Annotated in this window: 14 protein-coding genes; 6 read left to right on the top strand and 8 right to left on the bottom strand. The window is 68.9% G+C overall.

Features of this window, described 5'->3' with window-relative positions:
- A complete protein-coding gene (locus B0I29_RS13210; protein ID WP_111649245.1) occupies positions 1 to 897 on the bottom strand; it encodes a LacI family DNA-binding transcriptional regulator in 897 nt (298 codons plus the stop codon).
- A 59-nt stretch (positions 898 to 956) separates the two neighbouring features.
- Here B0I29_RS13210 and B0I29_RS13205 point away from each other — a divergent pair, with 59 nt between their 5' ends.
- A complete protein-coding gene (locus B0I29_RS13205) occupies positions 957 to 1,970 on the top strand; it encodes a zinc-dependent alcohol dehydrogenase (protein WP_111649244.1) in 1,014 nt (337 codons plus the stop codon).
- A gap of 4 nt (positions 1,971 to 1,974) precedes the next feature.
- Here B0I29_RS13205 and B0I29_RS13200 read toward each other — a convergent pair whose 3' ends face one another.
- Both B0I29_RS13200 and B0I29_RS13195 read right to left on the bottom strand, forming a co-directional pair.
- A complete protein-coding gene (locus B0I29_RS13200) occupies positions 1,975 to 2,811 on the bottom strand; it encodes an MEDS domain-containing protein (protein WP_146616781.1) in 837 nt (278 codons plus the stop codon).
- 62 nt (positions 2,812 to 2,873) lie between these two features.
- Positions 2,874 to 3,866: a polyprenyl synthetase family protein gene (locus B0I29_RS13195; protein WP_111649242.1), complete on the bottom strand. Its 993-nt coding sequence runs from the start codon at positions 3,864 to 3,866 to the stop codon at positions 2,874 to 2,876.
- Between the two features lie 64 nt (positions 3,867 to 3,930).
- On the opposite strand from B0I29_RS13195, the gene B0I29_RS13190 reads away from it, so the two are divergent.
- Positions 3,931 to 5,109 (top strand): acyl-CoA dehydrogenase family protein, encoded by a 1,179-nt coding sequence (locus B0I29_RS13190; RefSeq protein ID WP_111649241.1) that lies wholly within the window; start codon positions 3,931 to 3,933, stop codon positions 5,107 to 5,109.
- 644 nt (positions 5,110 to 5,753) lie between these two features.
- Here B0I29_RS13190 and B0I29_RS13185 read toward each other — a convergent pair.
- Positions 5,754 to 7,547 (bottom strand): bifunctional sugar phosphate isomerase/epimerase/4-hydroxyphenylpyruvate dioxygenase family protein, encoded by a 1,794-nt coding sequence (locus B0I29_RS13185; protein WP_111649240.1) that lies wholly within the window; start codon positions 7,545 to 7,547, stop codon positions 5,754 to 5,756.
- Positions 7,547 to 8,194: a TetR/AcrR family transcriptional regulator gene (locus B0I29_RS13180; protein WP_111649239.1), complete on the bottom strand. Its 648-nt coding sequence runs from the start codon at positions 8,192 to 8,194 to the stop codon at positions 7,547 to 7,549. The genes B0I29_RS13185 and B0I29_RS13180 overlap by 1 nt, the downstream gene beginning before the upstream one ends.
- A gap of 92 nt (positions 8,195 to 8,286) precedes the next feature.
- Between B0I29_RS13180 and B0I29_RS13175 the strand changes: the two genes are divergently transcribed.
- Together B0I29_RS13175 and B0I29_RS13170 are read left to right on the top strand one after the other, a co-directional pair.
- Positions 8,287 to 9,093 (top strand): shikimate dehydrogenase, encoded by an 807-nt coding sequence (locus tag B0I29_RS13175; protein WP_111649238.1) that lies wholly within the window; start codon positions 8,287 to 8,289, stop codon positions 9,091 to 9,093.
- A gap of 21 nt (positions 9,094 to 9,114) precedes the next feature.
- Positions 9,115 to 10,500 carry an Nramp family divalent metal transporter gene (locus tag B0I29_RS13170; protein WP_146616780.1) on the top strand — a complete coding sequence of 462 codons (1,386 nt, stop codon included), beginning with the start codon at positions 9,115 to 9,117 and terminating at the stop codon, positions 10,498 to 10,500.
- Positions 10,501 to 11,304: 804 nt separating this feature from the next.
- Here B0I29_RS13170 and B0I29_RS13165 read toward each other — a convergent pair.
- Positions 11,305 to 12,009, bottom strand: coding sequence for a DUF998 domain-containing protein (locus B0I29_RS13165; protein ID WP_111649236.1), 705 nt, complete (start codon positions 12,007 to 12,009; stop codon positions 11,305 to 11,307).
- Between the two features lie 132 nt (positions 12,010 to 12,141).
- Here B0I29_RS13165 and B0I29_RS13160 point away from each other — a divergent pair, with 132 nt between their 5' ends.
- Positions 12,142 to 12,465 carry a YciI family protein gene (locus tag B0I29_RS13160; RefSeq protein WP_111649235.1) on the top strand — a complete coding sequence of 108 codons (324 nt, stop codon included), beginning with the start codon at positions 12,142 to 12,144 and terminating at the stop codon, positions 12,463 to 12,465.
- Entirely contained in the window at positions 12,462 to 14,432 is a 1,971-nt protein-coding gene (locus tag B0I29_RS47710) for a DUF6596 domain-containing protein (RefSeq protein ID WP_311733528.1), read from the top strand. The genes B0I29_RS13160 and B0I29_RS47710 overlap by 4 nt, the downstream gene beginning before the upstream one ends.
- Before the next feature lie 11 nt (positions 14,433 to 14,443).
- Here the strand turns inward: B0I29_RS47710 and B0I29_RS13150 are convergent, their stop codons facing one another.
- Both B0I29_RS13150 and B0I29_RS13145 read right to left on the bottom strand, forming a co-directional pair.
- On the bottom strand, positions 14,444 to 15,301 hold the full coding sequence (locus B0I29_RS13150) for a peptidase (RefSeq protein WP_245972493.1): 858 nt from the start codon (positions 15,299 to 15,301) through the stop codon (positions 14,444 to 14,446).
- A gap of 1 nt (position 15,302) precedes the next feature.
- On the bottom strand, positions 15,303 to 16,577 hold the full coding sequence (locus tag B0I29_RS13145) for a VWA domain-containing protein (RefSeq protein WP_375790593.1): 1,275 nt from the start codon (positions 16,575 to 16,577) through the stop codon (positions 15,303 to 15,305).
- Positions 16,578 to 16,765: the final 188 nt, after the last annotated feature.

The raw sequence follows: 16,765 nt of genomic DNA, 5'->3' as shown, positions 1-16,765 counted from the left end.
CTAAGCGGAGTCCCGGACGATCACCTGGGCCGGCGCCGGTGTGGCATCGCCGACCGGCAGGCCGAGCACCTGACGGGCAGTGCGCCGCCCGTACGCTCGCGCGTCGATCCGCACGCTGGTGAGCCGTGGCCGCCAGAGCGCGCCCTGCGGGGTGTCGTCGAAACCGATCACCGCGAGGTCGTCCGGCGCACGCAGCCCGAGGTCGCTCAGCGCCGCGAGGACGCCAAGAGCGGCGTCGTCGTGCAGCCCGGCGACGGCGGTGATCCCCGCATCGAGGAGCGCCCGCAACTGGTCCGGACGGTCGTCGACCAGCACTGTCTCGGGTGGCGGCAGCCTCAGCTCCTGGGCCGCCGACCGCACGTGCCCGGCCATCAAAGCAAAGAGCGGATCGGGGCCGGCAGGCACCGCCACCGCGATCTTGCGGTGACCCCGACCAGCCAGATGTCCGATCTGGGTCAGCGTGTGCGCCGCCATCCCGTCGATCCAGCCGCCGTCGGCGACCTCCCGGTCGGGGCTGGCGTAGACAGCGGGCAGGTCGATCACGGCACGTGGTGAGACGGCCTCGATCGCAGCGGCCGAGGAGCCGTACGAGACAAGCAGGCTGTGCCCGGCCAGCGCCAACTCGGCGTCGAGCCCGGCGATGAAACTCTCCAGGCTGTTGCCGCGTGGCAGCCCGCCGGCCTCCAGCACCACGATCCGGGACGCGCCCTCGCGCAGCGCCCGGGCGATGGAGTGCGGCACGTAACCCAGCTCGGCGGCCGCTCGCCGCACCCGCTCGCGGGTGGCGTCCGGGATGGTCTGGTTCGCCGTCTCGTTGAGCACGAAACTCACTGTCGCCTGGGAGACCCCGCTGGCCCGCGCGACATCACGCATCGTCACTCGCGCCGAGGTGGTCACGCGAGCTATCGTACCGGCTAACTAATACGTATAAGTAAGCCTCGGAAACGGAGTGCGCCATGCGATCGGTACAGGTGACAGGCCCCGGCACGACCGGGTTCGTGGAGATCGAGAAGCCGGTGGCCGGCCCGGCTGACGTGCTCGTCCAGATCCGGGCGTGCGGCATCTGCGGGTCGGACGGCCTCTACATATCGGTCGGCGGCATCCCGCCGCGGCAGGGTGCCACCCCGCTCGGGCACGAGCCGGCCGGTGAGGTCGTGGAGGTCGGCGCGGAGGTTGAAGGCTTCACCGTCGGTGACCACGTGGTGCTCAACCCGATGGCGTCGAGCGACGGCATCATCGGCAGCGGCGGCGCGCAGGGTGGGCTCTCCGAGTTCGTGCTGATCCGGGGCGCCGTGGCCGGCACCCACCTGGTCACTGTGCCGAAGCACATCCCGTTCGCGGTGCTCGCACTGAACGAGCCAATGGCGGTGGCCGGCCACGCGGTGAACCGGACCGCGCCGAAAAGCGGGGACAAGGTGGTCGTCTTCGGGGCCGGTCCGGTCGGGCTCGGGGCCGCTATCGCGTACCAGCTGCGCGGAGCGCACGTCGTCGTGGTCGACATCGTGCCGAACCGCCTGGAGAAAGCGCTCAAGGTCGGCGCGCATGCCGTGATCAACTCGGCCGAGGAGGACGTGGCCGCCCGGCTGCGCGAGATCCACGGCACGGCGCCGCGCAGCTTCGTGCGGGGTGAGCGGCCGGACACCGACATCTACCTGGACGCGGCCGGCGCCCCGGTGGTGCTGGAGACCATCCTGGCCGCCGCGAAGCACGGCGCCACGGTCGGCGTGGTCGCGGTGCACAAGAAGCCGGTGCCTGTCGACTTCGGCAGTCTGCTCACCACCGAGCTGACAGTGGTGCTCTCGATGGGTTACCCCACCGAGATCTTCGAGGTCACCCGGGACATCATCGACCACTGGGAGCGGTACGAACTGCTGATCAGCGACCGGATTCCGTACGCCGAAGCACAGCGCGCCCTGGAGCTCGGCTCGACACCGGGCGCCGCCGAGAAGGTCGTGGTGACCTTCCCATAAAGAACTAGACGAACTCCACGTCCGGCCCGGCACCGTGCAACAACAGCATCCGCCGCAGCGCGGGCAGGCAGCCGACGATCCTCAGCCGCCGCCCGCTGCCGGTCGCCCGCAGCATCGTGCGCGCCGCCGCCGAGTCGGCGAACCGCAGGCCGGCGACGTCCAGGGTCAGCACGGCGCCGGGCTCCTCGGCGAGGTGGTCCAGCACGGTCCGGAGGGCGTCCCGGTTCGACAGGTCGGCCTCGCCCTCCAGCCGGACACCGAGACCCACCGGTGTCACGATCCGCACCGCCCGCAGCAGCGGAACCGCATCCGGGTTCGTCTCCGCGGTGATCGTGCAGGGATGCGCGCGGATGATGTCGCGCATCTCGGCCACGCCGAAGAGCCGCCGGTCGTACAGGCAGACGCCCATCGCGAAGCCCTCGGCGAAGAGCCGGTTGACCCGGGCCTCGTACAGCGGCATGAACGCGGCACGCCCGGTCCGGGCGGCCCAGGACATGTCGCCGAACGCCCGGAATCCGTGGAATCCCTCGGCCCGCGCCCGCTCGGCCTCGCCCCGCCAGTGATCAACCGTGCCGTCGACGTCGAAGCCGCCGCCGTGCACGTACTCCCCGGCGGCCGGCGTGATCTGCAGGCGGCCGGCGGCGCGTGCCGACCGGACGTCCACGCCCTGCGCGGAGAGCTCCGCGGCGACCTGTTCACCGTGTCCGAGGTAGACGACACGGTGACGGGCACGAAGGCCCGCTCGGACGTACGCGGCCACGCTGCGAGTGAGGGACGGCTCGTCGCCGGCCACCAGACAGGCGTGGTCACCGGGACTGAGCCGTTCGAGCAGGCCGGACATGCCGTCACCGTACTCAGGGCTGGGCACCACGGGTATCGCTGAAACGACGGACGGTCAGGCGTTCAGCCGTTCCGGTCGGCGATGTAGTGGCACAGCGCCTCGAGCGTGCGCCGCGGCGCCCCGGACGGCAGGGCCCCGGCGTGAGCTCGGGCATCCTCGGCGTACCGATGGACGGTCTCCTGTGCCTGCTTCAGCGCCGCCGACTCACGCAACAGGAACAGCGCCTCGGCGTGCATCTCGTCGTCAGTGAGCGGGCCGGCCGAGAGCAGCTCCCTGAGCCGCCGCGAGTCAGCACCCGTGTCACCGGCGGCAAGTGCATAAAGAGCAGGGAGCGTCGGTACGCCTTCCCGCAGGTCGGTACCGGGCGTCTTACCGGACTGCTCCGACTCCGACGTGATGTCGAGCAGGTCGTCGGAAAGCTGGAAGGCCATCCCGATCGAGGTGCCGAACGCGTCGAGCGTCGTGACGTGGTGCTCGGGCAGGCCGGCGGCCATCCCGCCGAGGCGCGCGGACGTGGCGATCAGGCAGGCCGTCTTGTCCTCGATGACACGCAGGTGGTGCCGGATCGGGTCGGCGCCGCGCGGGCCCACCGTCTCGGCCAGCTGGCCGCGGACTAGCTGGGCGAGAGTGCGGGCTTGAAGGCGTACCGCATCCTCTCCCAAGCCGGCGGCGAGGCTCGCAGCGCGAGCCAGCAGGAAGTCGCCGACGTAGACCGCGATCGAGTTCGTCCAGCGCGCGTTGGCGCTGGCCGCACCCCGGCGCATCGGCGCCTCGTCCATCACGTCGTCGTGGTAGAGCGTGGCGAGGTGGGTCAGCTCCATGACGACGGCCGAGGCGACAGCCGCGTCCCGGCCACCGTCGCTGAATTCAGCTCCGAGTGCCACGACCAGCGGCCGGAACCGTTTGCCACCCGCCTCGACGAGGTACGCGGCCACCTCGGAGACCAGCGGCTCCGGGCTGACCACCGCGGCGCGCAACTCGGACTCCACGTCTCCCAGAAAGCCGGAGATCGTTTCCCGGACACCCGGGTCGATGAAGTCGTTCACCACCGTCATGATCTTGAGGCTAGATCATCGCTCCTGGGAAGACGCTGATCCCCCGCCAGGGCATCATCTGGGGATGACGACGCACAGAACCGGCACCGGCCCGCTCGACCTGCTCGACGTCGCAAGCCTGCTCAGCGACGAGGAGCGGCAGATCCAGGAGACGGTGGCCCGGTTCGTGGCCGACCGGGTCCGCCCGCACGTCGCGGGCTGGTTCGAGGAGGGCACGTTCCCCCGCGAACTGGCCCAGGAGCTGGGCAAACTGGGCCTGCTCGGCATGCACCTGGAAGGCTACGGCTGCGCCGGGACCAGCGCTGTCGCGTACGGCCTGGCCTGCCTGGAGCTGGAGGCCGGCGATTCCGGGCTGCGCAGTTTCGTCTCGGTGCAGGGTTCGCTCGCCATGTTCTCCATCTGGAAATACGGCTCCGAGGAGCAGAAGCAGGAGTGGCTGCCCCGGATGGCGGCCGGCGAGGCGATCGGCTGTTTCGGCCTGACCGAGCCCGACTTCGGCAGCGACCCGGCCAACATGCTCACCCGCGCGGTCCGCGACGGCGACGACTGGATCCTGACCGGCACCAAGATGTGGATCACCAACGGCAGCATCGCCGACGTGGCAACGGTCTGGGCGCAGACGTCAGAGGGAATCCGGGGTTTCCTGGTGCCCCGTGGCACACCCGGTTTCACCAGCCGCACCATCAAGCAGAAGCTCTCGCTGCGCGCCTCGATCACCGGCGAACTGATCCTCGACGAGGTACGCCTGCCCGACTCGGCCCGCCTCCCGGAAGCCCGCGGCCTGGGCGCGCCGCTCGGCTGCCTGAGCGAGGCCCGTTTCGGCATCGTCTTCGGCTCGACCGGCGCCGCCCGTGACAGCCTCCAGGCAGCCCTGGACTACGCCGGCACCCGCATCCAGTTCGGCCGGCCGATCGCCGCTTTCCAGCTGACCCAGGAGAAGCTGGCCAACATGGCCGTCGACCTGAACACGTCGCTGCTGCTGGCCCTGCACCTGGGCCGCCTGAAGGACGCCGGAACCCTGAAACCCCACCAGATCAGCGTCGGCAAACTCAACAACGTCCGCACCGCGCTCTCGATCGCCCGCGAGTGCCGCACGATCCTGGGCGGCAGCGGCATCACCCTGGAGTACTCACCGCTGCGCCACGCCAACAACCTGGAGTCCGTCCTCACCTACGAGGGCACCTCCGAGATCCACACCCTGGTGATCGGCCAAACCCTGACAGGCCACGCCGCTTTCCGCTGAAAAACCCTGCTTGGGTACGCCCAAGCCCCACCAGCCACATTCGAACGAAACGCGTTTTACCCAGCCGGGCGGGCCGAGCCGAGCCGCGTCCAGCCGGCCGGGTCGCGTCGCGTCAGGTCGGGTCGGGTCAGGTCGGGTCGGGTCAGGTCAGGTCTAGCCCGGCCAAGCCCAGTCCGACCCGGCCGGCCCAGGCCCACCTCAACCGAGACGCCAGCACACGGTGAGCCCCTGTCACGCCTACCCGCAGCCGAGCTCCAACCGAGACCCGGGCACACGTAACAGGCCGGAAGCGGTGACGGGCTCACACATAACGCGTGCGTGTGCTCCCATCTCGGCCCTGGCGTGGATGGGGTCGCACAGAGTCGTTCCGTGCGACCCCATCCACGCCCATCCAGCAAGCCTTCGCCGCCCTGTGGAGCTTTCGCGCGACGGGTACGCGGGCAACGTCCCGCCGACCGTCGAGCGCCGATCTTGCCGGGTCGGTGGTGGCTGGGTTACCTCGATCTTGTTGAGTTACCCGAACACGCTGCCGCTCAAGTCGACAAGATCGACGAGGACTTCCCGATCGTGTGGTGTTCCCCGCAAGATCGGTTCGGGGAACACCACACGATCGGAAGCGGGGGTGCGCGAAAACCTGCGGCCGGCTATGGGCGTACCGAAGAAGAAGTGAGCCGGCTGTGGCGCTGCGCGGCCATGCGGACCGGGGCGTTGGCCTCGCCAAAACGGTCATATCCCCCTCGGCGTTCGAGGATTTCGAAGAAGACGCGGCCGCCCAGGACTGGGGTGTAGAGGTGCAACAGCTCGCCGCCGCCGGAGTCGCGGTCGTAGAGGATTCCGTGCGAGCGCAGGGTGGACACGAAGTCGTCCGGCAGGGCGAAGCGGGCCGCCAAGTCGGCGTAGTAGTTGTCCGGAATCGATAACCGCGGCAGGTCCAGTGCGGACGCCGTCGTCACGATGTCGGCCGTCGTGAAGGCGACATGCTGCGGATCGGACACCGCCGGGGCCCAGTCGCCGCGGCGGAGCAGCGACACGCTCAACGCCAGACGGATGCTGCCGGCCTTGTTGGTCAGCGCCCGGGAGCGCATCAGGCCGAACGGCGCCGCGTACTCCTCGGTGGACAACGGCGAAAGGCCCAGCACTGAGTGGTAGAAAAGTCCCGCTTCGTCGAAGTGGTCGAAGGGCTGCGCCAGACCCAGATGGTCGGTACCCAGCAGGCCCGCGCCGGCGGCGGTCGAGCCCGTCGGCAGGAAGTCATTGCGCCAGTCATTGGCGGAATCGGTCACGAAGACGCTGGTGCCGTCCGGGGCGGTGATCGCGGCCAACTCCGCTTCGCCCGGTTCGCGAACGTTCGGGTGGGCCGGGGCCAACAGCGCCTCAGCACGCTGCAATGACTGAGAAGGATCAGCCGACGAGATCGCGAACGCGGTGATCGCAGCGGTCTGCGGGCGGGCGACGGCACTGTTCAGGACGATGCGGCAGCCGGACTGCTCCCAGAGTTCGACGGGCTTGGTGCGGTGCTGGCCGGTGTGTGCGAAACCGAGGCCGCGCAGGGTTCCGCGCAGTTCCGGGCCGGAGTTGGCGTCCACGGCGAATTCGGTAAACGCGTACCCGGAAAGGTCCGGAAAGCCCGGCAGCCCCGCATCCTCCAGCGCGATCAACGAGCGCATCGCGTCGACCGCGGTCCGCGCCGGATCGGCCTGCCGGAAGACGTCGTTGAAGACCTCCAGCGACAACGGCCCGTCATAACCGGCGGCCAGCGTCAGATCCACGAAGCCCGCGAGATCAAAAGCGCCCTGACCAGGGAAGAGCCGGTGATGACGGCTCCACTGGAGAACGTCCATCCGCAGGTAGGGCGCATCCGCCAGCTGCAGGAAGAAAATCTTGCCGGGGGTGATGTCCGCGATGCCGGCCGGGTCGACCTCGCGGGAGAGTACGTGGAACGAGTCGAGGCAGAGTCCGAGCGAGGGATGATCGGCGCGCTGCACGATCCGCCAGGAGTGATCCCAGGTGGAGACGTGCCGGCCCCAGGCAAGGGCTTCGTAGGCGATCCGCACCCCGAAATCAGACGCTAAATCCGACAAATCCGAAAGCTGCCCAGCGGCCAGGTCGTCGTCATCAACGGCCTCCGGGTGCACCGACGAACACACGAGCATCGTCCCCACACCAAGCTCCGCCATCACCTCGAACTTCCGCGCCGCCCTATCCAGATTTTTCCGGAACAACGGATCCGGCATCGCCTCGAAGTCCCGGAACGGCTGGTACAGCTCGATCGTCAACCCCAGATCCGCACACCGCTCCCGCACCTCCCGCGGCGACAACGACGACACCACGAGATCGTTCTCAAAGATCTCGATCCCGTCGAAACCCGCCGCGGCAGCCGCGGCCAGCTTGTCCTCCAGCGTTCCGGAAACGCAGACCGTCGCGATGGAACGGCGCATCAGACCTCCCGTAGATATCCGGTCACCAGGTCGCCGAGCATGGTCCGATAGAACGAGCGCCGGTCCGGATCCAGCAGGTCCCGGTCGAAGAGCGCGCCGAACGTGTGCCGGTTGGCGACCCGGAAGAAACAGAACGAACTGATCAACATGTGTACGTCGAGAGCGTCGGCGCCCTCACGGAAGACACCGTCACGCCGGCCTCGCTCCAGCACCGCGTCGAGCAGAGCGACGGCGGAGCTGTTCAGATCGACGAGCCGGGCCACGTGGTTCATGTGCTTGGCGTACTGCGCGTTCTCCACCCCGACCAGCTTGATGAAAGCCGGATGGGCCTCGTGGTGGTCGAACGTGACCTCGGCGAGCCGGCGTACCGCAGCGACGGGGTCCAGATGCTCGACGTCGACGGCGCGTTCGGCGGCACGGATCTCCGCGTACGCCCGCTCCAGCACCGCGAGATAGAGCTGCTCCTTGCCGCCGAAGTAGTAATAGATCATCCGCTTCGTGGTGCGGGTCCGGTTGGCGATCTCGTCGACCCGGGCGCCGCTGTACCCACGCTCGGCGAACTCGTCGGTGGCCACCGCGAGGAGCTCTGCGCGGGTGCGCTCGGCGTCTCGCACCCGTCCAACCGGCATCGATTTCTCCTGCGTCATGAGGCTAAGTCTGCCCGGGGTCTTGACAGTGGTGCCCGTCACACACGATAACTAACGTACCAGTTAGTACATAGACGGCCCAGGGGCGTGACATGGTGAATTGCCGGTGCGGGTTGATCGGAACGGGGATCAGCACCTCGCTGTCACCGGCGCTGCACGAGGTGGAGGGCCGGCGCCAGGGCCTCGACCTCAGCTACTCGCTGTTCGATGTGGACACCCCGGTCGCACTGAAATCCACCCTCGACGACGCCGAGCGCGACGGCTTCGCCGGGCTCAACATCACTCATCCCTTCAAGCAGCAGGTCGTGGAGCTGCTCGACGACCTGTCCCCGCAGGCCAGAGCGATCGGCGCGGTCAACACCGTGGTCTTTCGCGACGGGAAGCGGGTCGGCCACAACACCGACGCGTACGGATTTACTGAGTCATTTCACGCCTATCTACCGGATGTCGCGAAAAAGCATGTCGTCCAGCTGGGCGCGGGCGGGGCCGGCGCGGCCGTCGCGCACGCACTGCTGAGCATCGGGGTCGAGAAGCTGTCGATCATCGATCCCGACGAGCAGAAAAGCCACGATCTATCGCAGAAAATCGGTCAAAAGCCGAGCGATCTCACCGCACTTCACACCGCCGACGGCCTGGTCAACGCCAGCCCTATCGGCATGCACCACCACCCCGGAATCCCCCTGCCCGCAGAGCTGCTCCACCGCGATCTGTGGGTCGCCGACATCGTCTACATGCCGGTCGAGACGGAGCTGCTGCGTGCCGCCCGTGCCGCCGGTTCACGGACGGTCGGCGGGACGGCGATGTGCGCGTACCAGGCCGCCGCCGCGTTCCACCTCTTCACCGGAATCGCCCCCGATACCGAGCGGATGCTGCGTCACCTCGACGTGCTTCTCGCGTGACCGTCCTCCAGGAGCATCAAGATGCTTACCGATACGACGACCCGGGAACTCCCGGAACCCCTCTCCCTTCGACGCATGGTGGGCCCCGGCATCGTCGCCGTGGGCATCGGCATGGCGGCCGGCGAGATCATTCTCTGGCCGTACCTGACCGCTGTCGGCGGCCTCGGCCTGCTCTGGCTCGCCTTCACCACACTGGCCGTGCAGTTCGTCATCAACATGGAGATCGAGCGATACACGCTGGCCACCGGCCAGACCGCACTGATGGGCTTCTCCCGCTGGTGGAAGGGCTGGGGCATCATCATCTGCCTGGCCGGCGCCTTCCAGTACGTCTGGCCCGGCTGGGCGACGAGCGGGTCGACGGTCTTCACGTACCTGTTCGGCGGCGGTGACCCGGTCTGGATCACGGTGATCGGCCTGGTCCTGGTCGGCGCCCTGCTCAGCGTGTCCAAAGTGATCTACAAAACGGTCGAGCGGGTCGAGATCGTCAAGGTCGCCCTGACGCTGTTCTTCCTCGCGGTCGTGGTCGTCTTCGTCATCTCGCTGAGCACGTGGGGCGAGGGCGCGAAGGCCACCGTGACCGAGTTCGGTCAGATCCCCGAGGGCATCACGTTCACCCTGATCCTCAGCGCGATCGGTGCTGCGGGCGCGGGTGGCGTACACAATCTGGTCCTGTCCAATTGGATCCGCGACAAGCGTTATGGCATGGGCGCGCACGTGCCCCGCCTGATCTCCCCCATCACCGGCCAGGAGGAGGCAGCCGGCACCGACCGCTACGAGTTCCCGATCGACGAGACTTCGATGAGCCGCTGGGCCACCTGGTGGAAGCGCGCGAACATCGAGCATCTGGCCACCTTCGTAGCGGTCTGCTTCGTGACGATCAGCGTCATGAGCCTGCTCGCCTACGAGACCCTCTTCGGCCGCGACGATCTCAAGTCGGATCCGTCCTTCCTCCGGATCCAGGGCGAGATCTTCTCCGACGAGGTGGGCGGCTGGCTGCGCCTGCTCTTCCTGGCGGTAGCGGCGGTCTCCCTCTGGGCAGCCGCGATGGGCCTCCTGGACATCATCGGCCGGTTGGCCTCCGACTTCCTGCGCCGCACGTACCTGACCGATTCCGCCCGCTGGACCGAATCCCGCCTCTACCTGGCGGTGGTCTGGGCCGAGATCTTCCTGGGCTCCGCAATCCTGCTGGCCGGCTTCACCCAACCCCTCGGCCTGCTCATCGTCTCCACCTGCGCCGCGTCAGTGGTCACCCTCCTCTACTCGATCCTCCTGGTCCGCCTCAACACCCGCGACCTCCCCGCCGCGATCCGCCTCCGCGGCTGGCGCCTGGTAGGAATGCTCCTGGCCATCGCCTTCTACGGCTTCTTCGCCATAGCCATGGTGGTCACCCAACTGCAGCGCCTCTAGCCCCTCATTCAGTACGCCCCAAATCCCCCCAACCGCATCAACCACCTCCCGTGGCCTCCCGACACCTGCCGGCCCCTCCCCCCGGCGCCCCAAGCCGCCGGCCCCGGCGCTCCCTAACCGCCCCAAGCCGCCGCCCGGGCGTTCCCCAACCGTCCCAAGCCGCCGCCCCGGCGCTCCCTAACCGCCCAAACGGTGAGCCACAGTCCGCGCAACCGGTCTGTGGCTCACCACCACCGCGATCTAGACGACTTGTGGTCGATATCCGGGCGCAACCCACCTAGATCCGTTCAGCGATCCGCCGCTCGCCGGGCAATACGTGACGTCGACCTGTCGTCAGGTGTGTCCTACCCCCGAAGGCCTAGTCACCGCGGGGCGAGCCGTAGCTCAGACCCGTTATGAGGCCGCGATGACATATCTGGTCTACGGCTCGCATCCAGCAGCCGTAGCTCAGCCACCTCATCAGAGCCCAATAACCCATCTGAGCGACGGCTCACCCAACGACCGGCTCCCCCAAGGCGGTCGGCTCACCCGTCTGGCTCGTCCAGCGGGCCGGGTCCGGCCCGCTCGGCGTGGTCAAGGGCAACATGCCGCGACCATCCCGCCCGGTGCGTGTCGAGTTGAGGCGCGTATCGAACCCAAAATCGACACAGGGCAAGCGATCCGCAGGGTGTGTGTCGAGTTTGGGGGCGTAGCTAACCCGAAATCGACACACCCTGTGGGGCCCTGCGCGGTCTTGGGCTGCCGTTCCTGTCGGGCTGTGGTTCGGGGACCACGATCGTCGCGTGAGGCGCGGGGCGGAGATGTTCAGGGGCGGGGATTCAGGGCAGCGATTGATAGGAAGCACATGGCGGTGATCGCGCCTACGGCCAGGGTCAGCGTGCCTAGGGCGCCGCCGGACATGGCCCAGAGGTCGCCGGACAGCAGCGCGGTGCCGGACAGCGCAGCGGTTGTCGCCAGAGTGCGTGAGCCCGCGGCAGCGTAGCGCCGGGCCAGGACGTAACAGGCTGCGATCAGCGCGGCGAACGTGATCGAGCCGGCGGCCATGTGGCCCAGAGCGTGCCAGGTCATCGTGGTCGGTACGGTGTCCGGGGTTCCGGCCGGAAATCCACTGCCCGGGTCCATCACCAGCATCCCGGCGGCGATCATGCCGATACCGCTGATCCGGACCAGCCGAGGCGCCCAGCGTCCAGCCGCTGCCCCACCGCCCGCCATTGCTCCGCCGCCGGCCGAGGCGCTGGCGCCGATCAGGAGTAGTGCGCCGGCCAGTATGAAGTTGGCGATCTGGATCCAGCCCAGCGAACCGGTGCTGAGCAGGCTCAACGGGTGCCGCGAAAGATCGAAACCGTCGCGGGTGGCCACCTGCCCCAGCGAGACGGCGGCCCACAGTGGGCCTGCGGCTACGAGAGCGGCCCGGCGGAAATCGGTCACGCCGAATGTGGTTCCGGCTCCGGCTCCGGCTCCGGGAGTGGTGCTGGTGGTGGTGAGTGGGGTGGTGGCATTTGTTGGCATTTTGGGCTCCCTTGGCGGCGGGGTTTGTTGTGGCGTCGGCTATCGGTAGGTGACAGGTAATGGTTCGATTACCTGTCACATGGGCTGGATCGACGCTGGGGCAGGACTACACCGATGTGAGGGAGAAGAACGATGCGCTACCTGATGCTGCAGAAGGCCCACGGCGCCGCGCCGGACGAGAAGCTGTACGCCGAGATGGGCGCCTTCATCGAGGAGCTGACCGCCTCCGGGGTGCTGCTCGCCACCGGCGGGCTTGACCCGGTCGGCTTCAAGATGGCCTCGGCGGGTGACGAGCTGACCATCACCGACGGGCCGTTCACTGAGGCCAAGGAGGCGATCGGCGGGTTCGCGCTGGTCGAGGTTCGGTCTAAGGAGGAGGCGCTCGAGCTCGCCCGGCGGTTCCGGAAGATCGTGGGTGACGGGGAGACGTTGGTTCACCAGGTCTTCGGCCCGTGACTGAGCCCCCGGCCACCGCCGGCACGCCCGACATGGCGGCCAACGCCGGCACCTCGGGCGTGGCGGCCAACGTTGGCGCGGGCGGCGTGGCGGCCAACGTTGGCGCGGGGGGCGTGGCGGCTGTGGCTGGGGCTGTCTGGAGGCAGGAGTCCGCGCGGATTGTCGGCGGGCTCCTGCGGATGGTGCACGACGTCGGGCTGGCCGAGGAGTTCGCCCAGGATGCGCTGGTCGCGGCGTTGGAGCGGTGGCCGGTGGACGGGGTTCCGGACAGTCCCGGCGCGTGGCTCATGACCATCGCGAAGCGCCGGGCCGTTGATCACCTGCGCCGCACCACGAGGCTCGAACCTCTCGCCCAGAGTCCGGAACAGGCGCCCGAACCGGCCGGCGACGATGTGCTGCGGTTGATGTTCACGGCTTGTCACCCCGTACTCCAGCCTGAAGCTCGGGTGGCACTCACCCTGCGCGTGGTCGCGGGCTTGAGCACGACGGAGATCGGGCGGGCTTTTCTCGTCGCCGAGCCGGTGATCGTCCGGCGGATCGCCGGCGCGAAACGCACCCTGGCCGAGGCGGGGGTGGCTTACGAACCGTCCGCCGCGCTCGCGTCGGTCCTGGAGGTCGTCTATCTGATCTTCAACGAGGGATATTCGGCGACGTCCGGGGATGATCTGATCCGTGCTGACCTGTGCCTGGAGGCGTTGCGGCTGGGGCGGCTGCTGGCCGGGCTGGCACCGGACCAGGCGGAGGCGCACGGGCTGGTCGCGCTCATGGAGATCCAGCAGTCCCGGTCGGCGGCGCGTACCGGCCCGGCGGGTGAGCCGGTGCAGCTGCACGAGCAGAACCGGGGCCGCTGGGACCAGTTGCTGATCCGCCGTGGTTTCGCGGCGATGCTGCGGGCCAGAGAAGCGGGTGGACCGGCCGGGCCCTATGTGTTGCAGGCGGCCATCGCGGTCTGTCACGCGCAGGCGCGGACCGCGGAGGAGACCGATTGGGCCCGGATCGCGTCGCTCTATGACGCGCTGGTCCGGCTGATGCCGACACCGGTGGTACGCCTGAACCGGGCCGTCGCAGTCGGTTTCGCCCGTGGCCCGCAGGCCGGCCTGGACCTGATCGACGAACTGCGAGCCGATGCGCGGCTGACCGATTATCACCTGCTGCCGAGCGTTCGCGGTGATCTGCTGCGCCGGCTCGGGCGGTTGGCCGAGGCGCGGCACGAGCTGGAGCGGGCCGCCGGGCTGACCGCCAACACGGCCGAACGGGAGTTCCTGCTGGCGCGGGCCGCGGTGCTGCCGGAGGTCGGCGGGCGCAGTCTCGGTGAGGCGACGGCGGAGTTCCTCGGGAGTCCTGGGGTGAGCAGCCCGGCTACGGCCAGGGCTTATGGTCAGACGCTGTCGCGGATCGCCCGGGTTCTCGGCGAGCGCACACCGCTGTCCGAGTTGACCGGGGCCCGGGTTCACGAGGCCTGTCAGGTGTTGTGGGCGGACGCGATGCCCCGTGGGTGGAATCGGCACGTCGCGGCTCTGCGTTCGTTTGCGGCCTGGGCTGATGTTACGGAAATATCCGGAATGCTCCAGCCGCTCCCTGTCACGTCGACCCCGGCAGCAGGGTCCGCCACGTGGACAGACAGTGCGCCACTCCGGGAACGGACACTCTGGACGATGGTCCGGGAGTCCAGCGCCCCGATCACGGCGATCCTCGCCCTCGACGTTCAAGACCTGGATCTCGACGATCGGCGGGCGATCACCGGCGTGGTGTCATGGCGATCGGCGACAGCGCGGTTGTTGACCGAGCTCGTCGCCGACCGTACCCATGGCCCTGTGTTTCTCTCCGAACGACGGCCCGGACCGGGCCGCCCAGCGGCGACCCGGGATCTCTGCCCGGTGACCGGGCGGAGGCGGCTGTCCTATGAGCGCGCCGAGTACCTGTGCAAACAGGCAACCGGCGGCACTCTGCGCCGCCTCCGCGCGTGACCGCTTTTGAATTAAGCGCCCTGAACCCGGCGGCGGGTCCAGGAGAAGCCGATCAGGCCGGTGATCGCGGCGAGCACGCCGCCGCCGGCCGTCCACACCCAGCGGGACGAGAAGTCCGGCACCCAGTCCGCTGACAACGAGAAGTCCGAGGACGCGGCTGAGGCCGACGCGGACACCGCCGGGCTCGCCGTCAGTACCTGGCCCGGCCGATTCACCGGGACCAGTGGCGCTTCGAGTTCGCCCTGGTCCGCCCCGGTGTCACCACGAGGGGCGGTCAGGGTCAGATCGACGGTTACCGGTAGTCCGAGATCCTGCTCCGGCATCTCGGTGGTGGACAGGCGCACGTAGTACGTACCCGGCAACGGGTCGCCGTCCCACGGCTCGGCCCACGACCGCACCTGGCGCAGCCGGCAGCCGAGCGTCACCGAGGTGGCCGTCGTCGCGGCGACCGGGTTCTGCTCGCCGGCCACGCAGGCCTGCCGGCGGCGCAGGCCGTCGAAGACCTCGACGGTCCAGGACTGCGCACCGGTACGTTCGGGCAGGCCGACAGTCGCGGCCAGTTCCGGGTTCTCGCCGGCCGCCGCACTGAACGACCAGTAGAGATAGTCACCGGTCACGGCGCTGACGCGGACCGGCTGGGCCGGGGAGATCGCGACGGCGGTGAGGAACGACGTCCCGGCGCTGCTGACACCGGGCACTGCAGCGGGCGAGGGTGCGGCAAGCGCCGCCGACGGGACGGCGAGCCCCAACGAGATCGCAGCGATACCGGCAGCCAAGACACCGGCAGGCACGACACCCGTGGACACGACGCCGTCGCCGGACAGGTGCGGCGCAGCCGGCCGGGGCGCGGTCAGATGAACAGTCCGCATGTCAGTTCTCCCTCCACTTGGCGACCCACCAGCGGGTCAGCCAGCCGGCCAGGACACCGGCTATGAGGCCCGCGATCGCGAGCACGAAGAGCAGCAGCCAGCCGCGTCCGAGGCCGGGTGCGTCCGGGGCCTGGGAGGCGTCGACCAGATCGATGCTGAGTTCGAGGGGCATACCGGGTGCGCCGGCGGCGGTGTTGGACGCGAACGAGTTGCTGACGATGAGACAGACGGATTCGGGCGACTTTTCGGAAATGTCCGATGAATCGCGCGAGTCGGAAGAATCCGTCGACCATCGCAGGCCGGTGGACAGAACGTCAGCCCGTCCACTGCCCGCGTCGACACCCCGAACCAACTCGCGCCCGCCGGCCGTTGCCGCCTTGAGCAGTACCCCGTAATCACGGTTCAGTTCGCGGTCCAGCGCGATGCTCACCGACGCCCGCAGCTCCTGCCCCGCCGCGACGTCGACCCGATAGAACCGGTGCTCGCCGATCAACTCGCGGTCGGTGTAGACGCCGGCGGCCAGCAGCGGCGCCGTCGTGCAGTCCTCGGCACCGGCCACGGCGGCCGGGACGACCGGCGGCGGCAGCGCGGCCCGGTCGACCACCTGCTTGATCCGTTCGGTCAGCTGCTCCTCGCTGTCCGCGGACGCGTACGTCCCGCCGGTCGCGGTGGAGATGCAGACGAGCTGCTTGCGGGTCTTCTCGTCCGGCGTCAGCCCGAGCGTGTCGATGACCAGACTGGTGCCCTGGGCGGCCAGTTCACGGGCGACGGTGCACGGGTCCGGCGGTGTGCAGGTGTCCTCGCCGTCGGTGATCAGCACGATGCGGCGTACCGATCCGGTGTCGCCCAGGTCCTCGGCCGCCTTTCGCAGCGCGAGCCCGATCGGCGTGAACCCGGTCGGCTTCAGCGACGCGATGGCGTTCTTCGCGGCCACCCGGTTGACCGGCCCGACCGCGACGATCTGCTGGGTGTCCTTGCAGCCGGTTTTCTTGTTCTCACCGCCGTAGGTGGCGCCGAGCACGCGGATCCCGAGCTGCGTCGTCTCGGGCAGCGCGTCGACGACATCGTTGAACGCCTGTTTGGCTACCGAGATCCGGGTCGCCCCGTCGATGTCGTCGGCCCGCATCGAGCCGCTGACGTCGAGCACCAGCTCCACCCGCGGCGGCTCGGCCACCGTCTCCGGAACCTCATCGGCGCGGGCCGGGCTCGCGCCCAGCATCACATTCGAGGCGATCAATCCTATTGCTGCCACTATGGACAGTTTCTTGTGGATCACGCGGCAAGATCATAAACACCAGCCCCTTGGGTACGCGTAACCGCCCCTCCCCCTCCCCGAAGCCATCACCACCCCCGTGACAGTGGGCAAAGCGGCACCCACTCCGGGTGCGTGAGGGGGCGTGAGGGACCGCCGGAGCCGGCGGCGAAGCGCGCCGGCGGGAGGGGCCGTCAGGTGTCGAGAGACCA

It is taken from the genome of Actinoplanes lutulentus (assembly GCF_003259845.1).
Lineage (GTDB): Bacteria > Actinomycetota > Actinomycetes > Mycobacteriales > Micromonosporaceae > Actinoplanes > Actinoplanes lutulentus.
The sequence above is the reverse complement of the archived record's forward strand: the minus strand, read 5'-3'. Positions and strand labels throughout refer to the sequence as shown.

What these genes read in the sequence shown, in the direction of transcription:
- B0I29_RS13205 (WP_111649244.1), top strand. Translation starts at nt 957, where the DNA reads ATGCGATCGGTACAGGTGACAGGCCCCGGCACGACCGGGTTCGTGGAG.
- B0I29_RS13200 (WP_146616781.1), bottom strand. Translation starts at nt 2,811, where the DNA reads ATGTCCGGCCTGCTCGAACGGCTCAGTCCCGGTGACCACGCCTGTCTG.
- B0I29_RS13195 (WP_111649242.1), bottom strand. Translation starts at nt 3,866, where the DNA reads ATGACGGTGGTGAACGACTTCATCGACCCGGGTGTCCGGGAAACGATC.
- B0I29_RS13190 (WP_111649241.1), top strand. Translation starts at nt 3,931, where the DNA reads ATGACGACGCACAGAACCGGCACCGGCCCGCTCGACCTGCTCGACGTC.
- B0I29_RS13185 (WP_111649240.1), bottom strand. Translation starts at nt 7,547, where the DNA reads ATGCGCCGTTCCATCGCGACGGTCTGCGTTTCCGGAACGCTGGAGGAC.
- B0I29_RS13180 (WP_111649239.1), bottom strand. Translation starts at nt 8,194, where the DNA reads ATGACGCAGGAGAAATCGATGCCGGTTGGACGGGTGCGAGACGCCGAG.
- B0I29_RS13175 (WP_111649238.1), top strand. Translation starts at nt 8,287, where the DNA reads ATGGTGAATTGCCGGTGCGGGTTGATCGGAACGGGGATCAGCACCTCG.
- B0I29_RS13170 (WP_146616780.1), top strand. Translation starts at nt 9,115, where the DNA reads ATGCTTACCGATACGACGACCCGGGAACTCCCGGAACCCCTCTCCCTT.
- B0I29_RS13165 (WP_111649236.1), bottom strand. Translation starts at nt 12,009, where the DNA reads ATGCCAACAAATGCCACCACCCCACTCACCACCACCAGCACCACTCCC.
- B0I29_RS13160 (WP_111649235.1), top strand. Translation starts at nt 12,142, where the DNA reads ATGCGCTACCTGATGCTGCAGAAGGCCCACGGCGCCGCGCCGGACGAG.
- B0I29_RS13150 (WP_245972493.1), bottom strand. Translation starts at nt 15,301, where the DNA reads ATGCGGACTGTTCATCTGACCGCGCCCCGGCCGGCTGCGCCGCACCTG.